Origin of the sequence: Rhizobium sp. BK098 (assembly GCF_014193155.1) — a bacterium.
In the GTDB taxonomy this organism is placed as follows: domain Bacteria; phylum Pseudomonadota; class Alphaproteobacteria; order Rhizobiales; family Rhizobiaceae; genus Rhizobium.
Map to the genome: position 1 here is coordinate 988785 of NZ_JACHYY010000001.1, position 9582 is coordinate 998366.

Consider the following 9582-nt stretch of genomic DNA (forward strand, 5'->3'; position numbering starts at 1 on the left):
TAGAGTGGCGGAGACCGGGACATGCACGGTTCCACCTGAACATGTCTTGGGTTAAACAGGATGCGTATCGCACGCCGCACGAATGGCACGCGAAAAGTGCAGGACATGATCATTGGCTGATGCAGACGGATTATTCGTAAGCTTTGAAGGCGGCGAGGGGGCTGGCAAATCCACCCAGATTCGCCGGCTGGCTGAGCGGTTGCGCGAGCGTGGTCACGAGGTTCTGGTAACGCGTGAACCCGGGGGCTCGCCAGGAGCGGAAGCGGTACGGCACGTCCTGCTTTCAGGTGCTGCGGAAACCTTCGGCACGCGCATGGAGGCGATCCTCTTCGCTGCTGCCCGCAACGATCATGTCGAGGACGTCATTCGTCCGGCACTTTCGCGCGGCACCATCGTCCTTTGCGATCGGTTCATGGATTCCTCGCGCGTCTATCAGGGTGTGACGGGCAATCTCGAGCCTGACTATATCGAGGCTCTGCAGAGGGTTGCCGTCAACGGCGTCATTCCGCATTGCACGCTGATTCTCGACATTCCCGCCGAAGTCGGTCTGGAGCGCGCACGCAAGCGCGCCTCCGCCGTAACCGCACCCGATCGCTTCGAAAAGGAAGAGATGCAGACCCACGAGAAGCGCCGCGAGGCGTTCCTCGATATCGCCGCCCGCGAGCCCGAGCGTTGCCACGTCATCGACGCCCTGAAGCCGGAAGATGAGATCGCCGCCGAAATTGCCGGGATCGTCGACAAGAGGCTCGGCGCTGCCAATATCGTCGCCAGATCGGAAGCCGCGCAATGAGCGACGAGCGACCGGGTGTCCTCGACGGCGCCATTCCTCCGCAGGACAATACGAAGCTGTTCGGCCATCAAGAAGCCGAAGCCTTCCTCGCCCAATCCTATCGCTCCGGCAAGGGGCATCATGCCATGCTGATCGAAGGCCCCGAAGGCATCGGTAAGGCGACCCTTGCCTTCCGTTTCGCCAATCACGTCCTCTCCCATCCCGATCCGGCATCTGCGCCTAAGACGATCGGCGATCCCGACCCGGCATCCGTCGTCAGCCGGCAGATTTCCGGCGGAGCATCGCATAATCTGCTGCATTTGAGCCGGCCGGTCGACGACAAGACCGGCAAGATGAAATCCGCGATCACCGTCGACGAAGTGCGCCGCGCCGGAAAATTCTTCTCGCAGACATCAGGCACGGGCAACTGGCGCATCGTCATCATCGATCCCGCCGACGATCTCAACCGAAGCGCGGCCAACGCCATCCTGAAAATCCTCGAGGAGCCGCCGAAGCGCGCTTTGTTCCTGGTGCTGTCGCATGCGCCAGGCCGGCTTTTGCCGACGATACGCTCGCGCTGTCTGCCTCTGAAGCTCGCGCCGCTCGAAAACGAGCCTCTGCGCTGGGCGCTCGAAAATCTTGGCGTGCCGCCAGGGCAGGGGAACGACGTGCTTTCAGCAGCCAAAGGCAGCGTCAGCGAGGCGCTCAAGCTCCTGAACTATGGTGGCGGCGAGATCATCGAAGCTTACCGCCAGGTGCTTTCGGCAGACGGACCTGCGGCACGCAAGGCAATGCATCGACTCGCTGACGCGCTTTCCGGCAAGGACAGCGACACGATCTTCGGCTTCTTCCTGTCGCATATCGGCGACGATATCATCGAGCGAGCCCGCGCCGCCGCGCTTGACGGCTCGATTTCGACGGCCGAAAGGCTGGCACGGCTGCATTCCGAGACCACAGAGCGGCTGAACGTGTCGCAGGCCTATAATCTCGATCGTAAGCAGACGCTGATTACCATCCTCGGCGAGCTCAAACAGCAGCTTTCAGCCTAGCTTCCCTATGCGATTTCCGGGAATGAAAACTCGCTGCATTCCTTAGTTTTGCGGCGAGAGATGCATGCGGATCATCACAGCGATATATCCAAAAAACGGCATGATGTAATCCATTACCAGCGTGTAGTGCAGCGCGATGCGGCCCCCTACCTTCATGGTCAGACCGTATCCCAGCTGAAGTGATCGGTCTCATTTGAAGGTGCCGCAGCTTTTCGGCTGTGGAATTGGATTGGAGACTAACCGTGACACTACATGACAAACCGTTGATCGCGATTGTCGGTGCGACGAGCAAGCAAGGGCGAAGCGTGGCGACGACGCTGCTTCAAAGTCAACGCTTCCGCGTCCGTGCGCTTACTCGGAGCAAGGATTCACCCTCAGCGCGCGCGCTGCAGGCGTTAGGGGCGGAAATCGTGACGGTGCCGCTCGAACTCGGCCGGACAAAGGAACTCGTGGGTGCCTTCGAGGGCGCTGCCGGCGCCTTCCTGATGACGCCTCCTATCGCGCCGCCAGACACGAGTGAGGCGCCGCTTGGCCGGCAATTGGCCGATGCTGCCGTGGAGGCCGGGGTCGGCCATGTGGTCTTCAGCACGCTGGAGAATGTCGAAAAGATCTCAGGCCGGACGAAATATGCGCCACACTTCACCGACAAGGCAAAGGTTGCCGATTATATACGCGGACTTCCGGTCTCGCACTCCTTCGTCATGCTCGCGTTCTTCTACACCAACCTGCTCGAATATTATGTTCCTCGGTATGATGGCGACACGCTCCTATTGCCGATCTATCTGCCGGAAGACGTCGCCGCACCTTTCGTCGATCCGTTGACGGCCAACGGTCCTGTCGTCCTGGAGATCTTCTCCCACCCTGAACGCTACAACGGAAAGACGCTTCCGATCGTGGGCGATATCATTTCACCGCGTGAAATGGTCGATACCTTCCGGCGCGTAACGGGCCTGAAAGCCGAATATCGGAACGCCTTTTCCAGGGACGGCCTCCTGCAGTATTTTCCGGAATTCGCCGCCAACGAGCTGCTCGTCCGCGAAATTTTGGGGATGGTCGAATATGCCGTCGAATATGGCTATTTCAGTGGAGAACATGATCTCGGCTGGAGTCGCCGCTTGGATCCGGACACATTGAGCTGGGAGCAATTTTTGCGAACCACCGGCTGGCGCGGTGAAAAGCGAGCGTTCGGACTTTGAGGCCGATTGCCTGTCTCTCAGTTCACAGCGATGCCCGGCAGCTTCTTTAACTCGGTGACGAGAAAATCGACCAATAACCGCACGCGAGCGACGCCTGCTCGTTCGGGCACGACGAGCAGGCTGATGGGAACCGCCTCAAGGTCGTACTCGTCAAACAGGACTTTGAGCGTACCGGCATCGAGCAGATCCTGAACCAGCCAGAGGTGAGCGGGACCGATGCCGCGGCCGGCCGCCAGAGCAGCGCGAGCAGCGAGGCCGTGATCGACCCGCAGCATTCCGCTCACCGGAACCACCAGACGCATCCCATCCGGATCAAACAGAATAAGCTGATCGCTTCCGGCAATGTTGGACATTACCACGCTATCGTGCTGCGCGAGGTCGGCGGGACGTGTGGGCCGCCCTTTGCGGCGAAAATAATCGGGCGAACCCACGAGCCTTCGATGGCTTTTTCCGATGGAAACGAGCTTCATGGCGTCATCGGCAATCGGCCCCAGACGCAAAGCGATATCAATCCCCTCACGAGCGAGATCGATGCGCTCATCCGTAAGATTAAGATCTATCCTGATCTCCGGATATCGATCTTGAAAATCGAAAATCATCCGCGTGACGTGCATGACGCCGAGAGCAGCAGTGCAGGACAGACGAACGGCACCTGCCGGCGACCGCCGCGCATTTCTTGCTTCTTCGGTGGCCTGCTCGACAAGCCGCAGAATCTGCAGGCAGTTTGCATAGTAGCGGCTCCCTTCCTCGGTGAGCGTGACGCGGCGTGTGGTTCTGCCGAGAAGAGGGACCCCCACGGCCGCCTCCAACTCATTGATATGGCGGGTTACCGTCGATTGACCAAGGCCAAGCTCTCGCGCAGCAGCCGACAAACTACCACGTTCTACAACCCGGACGAACGTCCGCATCCGATCCAGGGAAAGGCCTTGATCATCCATTTTTTGGCGAAATCAGGTTCATTACCTCTTATAAATTGATCAATCGCCTTTGGCTACGGCAACCCTTCCAAGGCGGCTGCATGATCGTACCGGCTGTCAATCCGGCATTATGTTCAGGGCGACCTAGGGTAAGATCAGCTTCCAGGCAACGATCGCGAGCGTCACGGCAAGAATGATGCGCACGGACCGCTCATGCAGGCGCGGCGCGAGCAGACTACCGGCGACGATACCTGGAATCGACCCCACCAACAGGGCGAACAGCATCGTCCAGTTGATCTCGCCGATGAACCAATAGCCCATGCCGCCGATCAAAGTCAGCGGCACGGCATGGACGATGTCGGAGCCGACGATTTCGCGGACATCCGTCTGCGGATAGAGCACCAGCAGGACGGTGACACCGAGCGCGCCGGCGCCGACCGAGGTCATCGTGACGAGAATACCGAGCATAAGGCCGAGGATGACTGTGAGCAGAGCAATGTTGCGCGGCGATATCGTTCCGCGTTCGCCGCGCCATTTGCGGATGGCCTTGAGGATCTGGCCACGGAAAATCAGCATCAGCGCCGTCAAAAGCAAAAGACAGCCCAATGACAGGGTGATGGAATGAGCAACGGCGGGGCTCTCGCGATTGACGCCGGCCATGATCCAGAGCATGGCGAGCGCCGCCGGAACGCTGCCTGACGCCAAAAGGCTCACAACCTTCCAATTGACGCGTCCGTGCATGCCGTGCACGGCCGTTCCTGCGGTCTTGGTGATTGCGGCATAGAGCAGATCCGTGCCAACGGCCGTTGCCGGATGGACACCGAAGAGAAGTACGAGCAGGGGGGTCATCAGCGAGCCGCCGCCGACCCCTGTAATGCCCACAAGCATGCCAACGAAAAAGCCGGAAAAGGAATAAAGCGGCTGAAAGGAATCGATCAAACTCAAATTCACGGCCTCTTGAAGCCGTTTGGCAGACCAATACATAAAACGATGAAATCCACGGCTACGTCTGTCCTGCGTTCCACTCTCCCGAAGGGGTAAAGGCGAGGGGGAGTCGAGTCAAGCAAAGCGCCAACCTGAAGTTCCGAATGCTGCGCGCGAAACTTGGTGTTTCGCTCATGGCAAACATGCGCTAAAGCGAGCGGAGCAAGAATAACAGCGACGTAACAGTAAAAGCGGGCCACTGCCTCACATGACCGAAAAAACTCCGTTCTACATCACCACCGCGATCGCCTATCCCAACGGCAAGCCGCATATCGGCCATGCCTATGAGTTGATCGCCACTGATGCGCTGGCACGTTTCCAGCGCCTCGATGGCCGCGATGTCTTCTTTCTGACGGGTACGGACGAGCATGGCCAGAAGATGCAGCAGACGGCGCGGGCCGAAGGCATGGAACCGCAGCAGCTCGCCAATCGCAATTCCGATGAATTCCAGGCGATGGGCAAGTTGCTGAACGCGTCGAATGACGATTTCATCCGCACGACGCAGCCGCGCCACCACGAGACCTCGCAGAACATCTGGAACCTGATGGCCGATGCCGGCGACATCTACAAGGATTCCTATGCCGGCTGGTATTCCGTGCGTGACGAAGCCTATTACCAGGAAAACGAAACCGAGCTGCGCGCCGATGGCGTGCGCTACGGGCCGCAAGGCACGCCGGTCGAGTGGGTGGAGGAGGCAAGCTACTTCTTCAAGCTCTCCGAATACCAGGACCGGCTGCTGAAGCTTTACGAAGAGAACCCGGATTTCATCGGTCCGGCCGAACGCCGCAACGAAGTCATTTCCTTCGTCAAGTCCGGCCTGAAGGATCTATCGATTTCCCGCACGACTTTCGATTGGGGTATCAAGGTGCCCAACGATCCCTCGCACGTCATGTATGTCTGGGTCGACGCTCTGACGAACTATATCACGGCGACCGGCTACATCGAGGATAGGAACAATCCGAGGGCGAAATACTGGCCTGCCGATCTTCATATCATCGGCAAGGACATCATTCGCTTCCACGCCGTCTACTGGCCAGCCTTTCTGATATCAGCGAAGCTGCCGCTGCCGAAGCGTGTCTATGCCCACGGCTTCCTGCTCAACAAGGGCGAGAAGATGTCGAAGTCGCTCGGTAACGTCGTCGATCCGGTCAATCTGGTGAACCATTTCGGCCTCGACCAGGTGCGCTACTTCTTTCTGCGCGAAGTCTCCTTCGGCCAGGACGGCAGCTACAGCGAAGAAGCGATCGGCACGCGCATCAATTCCGACCTCGCCAATGGCATTGGCAATCTCGCCAGCCGCTCGCTGTCGATGATCGTGAAGAACTGCGACGGACAGATTCCTGAATGCGGTCCGCTGACGGATGAAGACAAGGCGCTTTTGGCTCAGGCCGACGCGTTGCTTGCCTCGACCCGCGAAGACATGGGCAAGCAGCTGATCCATCGCGCTCTCGCTTCCATCATCGCGGTGGTTTCCGAAACCGACCGCTATTTCGCGAGCCAGGAGCCCTGGGCGCTGAAGAAGACCGATCCGGCGCGCATGGCAACCGTGCTGTATGTCACGGCCGATGTCGTGCGTCAGATCGGCATTCTCCTGCAGCCCTTCATGCCGGAATCCTCGGGTAAGCTCTTGGATCTCATCGCCATCCCAGCCGACAAGCGCGATTTCGCAGCCCTCGGCGAGGCCGGCCGCCTCGTTGCCGGAACGCCGCTGGAGGCACCAAAGCCGGTCTTCCCGCGCTATGTCGCGCCGACTGCCGAATAAGGTTTTCCATGCTGATCGACACGCACTGCCATCTGGATTTTGCCGACTTCGAAGAGGAGCGCGACGCGATCGTCGCTCGCGCTCACGAGATGGGCGTCAAGCAGATGGTCACCATTTCGACAAAGGTCAGGAAGCTCGACGGATTGCTTGCTCTTACCGAGCGTTATCCGTCAGTTTTCTGCTCGGTCGGCACTCATCCGAACAGCGCCGATCAGGAGCTTGATATCCATACGGAAGATCTCGTGCGGTTGGCAAACCAGCATGAGAAGATCGTCGCGATCGGTGAAGCCGGTCTCGATTACTTCTACGACACCGTCAAACCGGAAGACCAGAAGACCGGCTTCCTGCGCCATATCGCTGCTGCGCGCGAAACGCAGCTGCCGCTCGTCATCCACAGCCGCAGCGCCGACGAGGACATGGCCGCGATCCTGACGGAGGAAACAGGGAAGGGGGCTTTCCCCTTTATCCTCCACTGCTTCTCCGCCGGCCCTGCCCTTGCGCAGACTGGCGTCGAGCTCGGCGGCTATATTTCCTTTTCCGGCATCCTGACCTTTCCGAAATCGGAAGAGCTGCGCGAGATCGCCAAGACTGTCCCACACGATCGTCTGCTGGTCGAAACGGATGCGCCATATCTCGCGCCGAAGCGCTGGCGGGGAAAACGCAATGAGCCATCCTATGTCATCAACACTGCCGAAGTGCTGGCCGATACGATCGGTGTCAGCATGGACGAGATCGCCGACATCACGACCGAAAACGCCTTCCGCTGCTTCTCCAAAATGACGAGGGTCTGACGTCGTGACATACCGGCGACGCTTCACCATTTTGGGCTGTTCATCGTCGCCGGGTGTTCCGCGTATTACCGGCGATTGGGGGGCCTGCGATCCGAAAAACGCAAAAAACCGCCGCACGCGCGCTGCCTTTCTCATCGAGCAGATCGCACCCGATGGCGGCATTACCACCGTCGTCATCGATACCGGTCCGGATTTTCGCGAACAGATGATCCATGCCGGCGTCAGCTTCATCGACGCAGTTCTCTATACCCATGCCCATGCCGACCATATTCACGGCATCGATGATCTGCGCGGCTATTTCCATATCTCGAACGAGCGCATCCCGATCTATGCCGATCCGCCGACGATGGACCGCATTCGCGAAGGCTTTCGCTACTGCCTGGAAACGCCTGCCGGCAGCAGCTATCCACCGATCGTGCGGCCTGTGCTGATCGAAAATCTCGAGAAAAGTTTCGTGATCGATGGGGCAGGCGGTCCGATTCGCTTCTGGCCGCACAAGCAGGTACATGGCGATATCCATTCGTTGGGCTTCCGTATCGGCAAACTCGCTTATTGCAGCGATATCAGCGACTTCCCGCCGGAATCGATAGAAAGAGTTCAGAACCTCGACATTCTGATCATCGACGCGTTGCAGTATCGGCCGCATCCAAGCCATCTGTCGTTGGAGCAATCGCTCGAATGGATCGAACGCTTGGCGCCGAAACACGCCATCTTGACCCACATGCATACGCCGCTCGATTATGAAACCGTACTGGCTGAAACGCCCGATCATGTCGAGCCGGCCTACGATCAGATGCAGATCGAACTCGACGTGGAGGATGATGAGCTATGAGCGAAGATATCAGGAAGCTTTCCAGCCTGGAGCGCGTCGAACTTGCAGCGCGCGCGCTGGGGCTCGACATCTCGATCAAGCGCATGGAGCAATCGACGCGGACCGCCGAAGAAGCTGCCAAGGCCGTAGGATGCGCCGTCGGCCAGATCGTGAAATCTCTGGTCTTCGTCAATGCCGATACGCAGGCACTGACGCTGCTTCTTGTTTCTGGCGCCCATAATGCCGACACCGCTTATATTGCAATGGCTTATGGCGTTCGGCTGAAGCGCGCGGATATCGATCGCGTTCGCGACGAAACCGGCTTTGCCATCGGCGGCGTCGCACCCATCGGCCATTTGGTCGATCTGCCTGTCTTTATGGACGAGAGCCTTTTGGCTTATGATCAGGCCTGGTGCGCGGCCGGGCGTCCGGACAGCATTTTCTCCTGCAACCCAACGACGCTGACCGAGAAGATTGCGGCTAGGGTGATCCGCATCAAAGCGAACTAGAGCAGTTCCAGCAAAAGTGCGAAGCGGTTTTGCGTCTGGAACTGCGTAAAAACAAGAAGATAGAGCGCTTTCGCGATTCGAAGAAAAGCGGAAATGCTCTAAGAATAACGAATGCAGCCGGGCGGTGGTGCCACAGGGAGGATCCGATGGGCGAGGCTTCGGACGGCAAAAGGACCGATACGGCTTCCCGGATAATTCGTGCGACGCCACACGCGATCTTCAGAGCTTTCCTCGATCCCGAAGCACTGGCCTCATGGCTTCCGCCGAAAGGCATGACGTGCCGCATCCAGGTCTTCGAACCGCATAAAGGCGGCAGTTATCGAATGGTGCTATTCTATGATGCACCGGATCATTCGACATCTGGAAAATCCTCCGAGCATACCGACATTATCTCTGGTCAGTTCATCGAGATCGTGGCGTATGAACGCATCGTTCAGGCGGTGGATTTCGAATCCGAGGACGCCGCATTCGGCGGGACGATGACCATAAGCTGGTCCTTGACAGAAGTTCAGACCGGCACAAGGGTCACCGTAGTTTGCGAGAACGTGCCTTACGGCATCAGCAGAGAAGATCATGACGAGGGACTGAAATCGACTCTCGAAAATCTGGCCAACCATCTGGAATAAAATCGAAAAATGTCGAACTCATTGTGGTATTGATATCAGCTTTAGTTCCATAATCTATCTTATCTGATAAGTATGTGTAGCGGCATTTTAGAGATGCGACACATAGGCCAGTTAGAGATGCGACACTCGTCGCCTCTCGGGATGCTGGTCGAACGTCAGGATTGGGGA

Annotated in this window: 10 protein-coding genes; 8 read left to right on the forward strand and 2 right to left on the reverse strand. The window is 58.3% G+C overall.

Going from position 1 to position 9582, the window contains the following annotated elements; all coding sequences use genetic code 11:
- The first annotated feature begins 112 nt into the window (after positions 1-112).
- The 3 genes from tmk (at position 113) to FHT73_RS04800 (ending at position 3014) form a co-directional block, all read left to right on the forward strand.
- A complete protein-coding gene (tmk, locus tag FHT73_RS04790) occupies positions 113-790 on the forward strand; it encodes a dTMP kinase (protein WP_112602628.1) in 678 nt (225 codons plus the stop codon).
- Complete coding sequence (locus FHT73_RS04795) at positions 787-1818, forward strand: DNA polymerase III subunit delta' (protein WP_112602626.1); 1032 nt, start codon at positions 787-789, stop codon at positions 1816-1818. Before tmk ends, FHT73_RS04795 begins: the two co-directional genes overlap by 4 nt.
- A gap of 242 nt (positions 1819-2060) precedes the next feature.
- Positions 2061-3014: an NmrA/HSCARG family protein gene (locus tag FHT73_RS04800; RefSeq protein ID WP_112602624.1), complete on the forward strand. Its 954-nt coding sequence runs from the start codon at positions 2061-2063 to the stop codon at positions 3012-3014.
- Positions 3015-3031: 17 nt separating this feature from the next.
- Here the strand turns inward: FHT73_RS04800 and FHT73_RS04805 are convergent, their stop codons facing one another.
- Together FHT73_RS04805 and FHT73_RS04810 are read right to left on the reverse strand one after the other, a co-directional pair.
- A complete protein-coding gene (locus tag FHT73_RS04805; protein WP_112602623.1) occupies positions 3032-3952 on the reverse strand; it encodes a LysR family transcriptional regulator in 921 nt (306 codons plus the stop codon).
- A 123-nt stretch (positions 3953-4075) separates the two neighbouring features.
- Entirely contained in the window at positions 4076-4876 is an 801-nt protein-coding gene (locus FHT73_RS04810; protein ID WP_112602714.1) for a sulfite exporter TauE/SafE family protein, read from the reverse strand.
- A 247-nt stretch (positions 4877-5123) separates the two neighbouring features.
- Here FHT73_RS04810 and metG point away from each other — a divergent pair, with 247 nt between their 5' ends.
- From metG to FHT73_RS04835, 5 genes are all read left to right on the forward strand, one after another.
- Positions 5124-6677 (forward strand): methionine--tRNA ligase, encoded by a 1554-nt coding sequence (gene metG / locus FHT73_RS04815; protein ID WP_183710098.1) that lies wholly within the window; start codon positions 5124-5126, stop codon positions 6675-6677.
- Between the two features lie 8 nt (positions 6678-6685).
- Positions 6686-7468: a TatD family hydrolase gene (locus tag FHT73_RS04820; protein ID WP_112602622.1), complete on the forward strand. Its 783-nt coding sequence runs from the start codon at positions 6686-6688 to the stop codon at positions 7466-7468.
- Between the two features lie 4 nt (positions 7469-7472).
- Complete coding sequence (locus tag FHT73_RS04825) at positions 7473-8300, forward strand: MBL fold metallo-hydrolase (RefSeq protein ID WP_112413779.1); 828 nt, start codon at positions 7473-7475, stop codon at positions 8298-8300.
- The gene (locus tag FHT73_RS04830) at positions 8297-8788 is read left to right on the forward strand and encodes a YbaK/EbsC family protein (RefSeq protein WP_112602621.1); all 492 of its coding nucleotides are present in this window, start codon (positions 8297-8299) and stop codon (positions 8786-8788) included. Before FHT73_RS04825 ends, FHT73_RS04830 begins: the two co-directional genes overlap by 4 nt.
- 146 nt (positions 8789-8934) lie before the next feature.
- Positions 8935-9414, forward strand: coding sequence for an SRPBCC family protein (locus tag FHT73_RS04835; protein ID WP_112602620.1), 480 nt, complete (start codon positions 8935-8937; stop codon positions 9412-9414).
- The last annotated feature ends 168 nt before the right edge of the window (positions 9415-9582 follow it).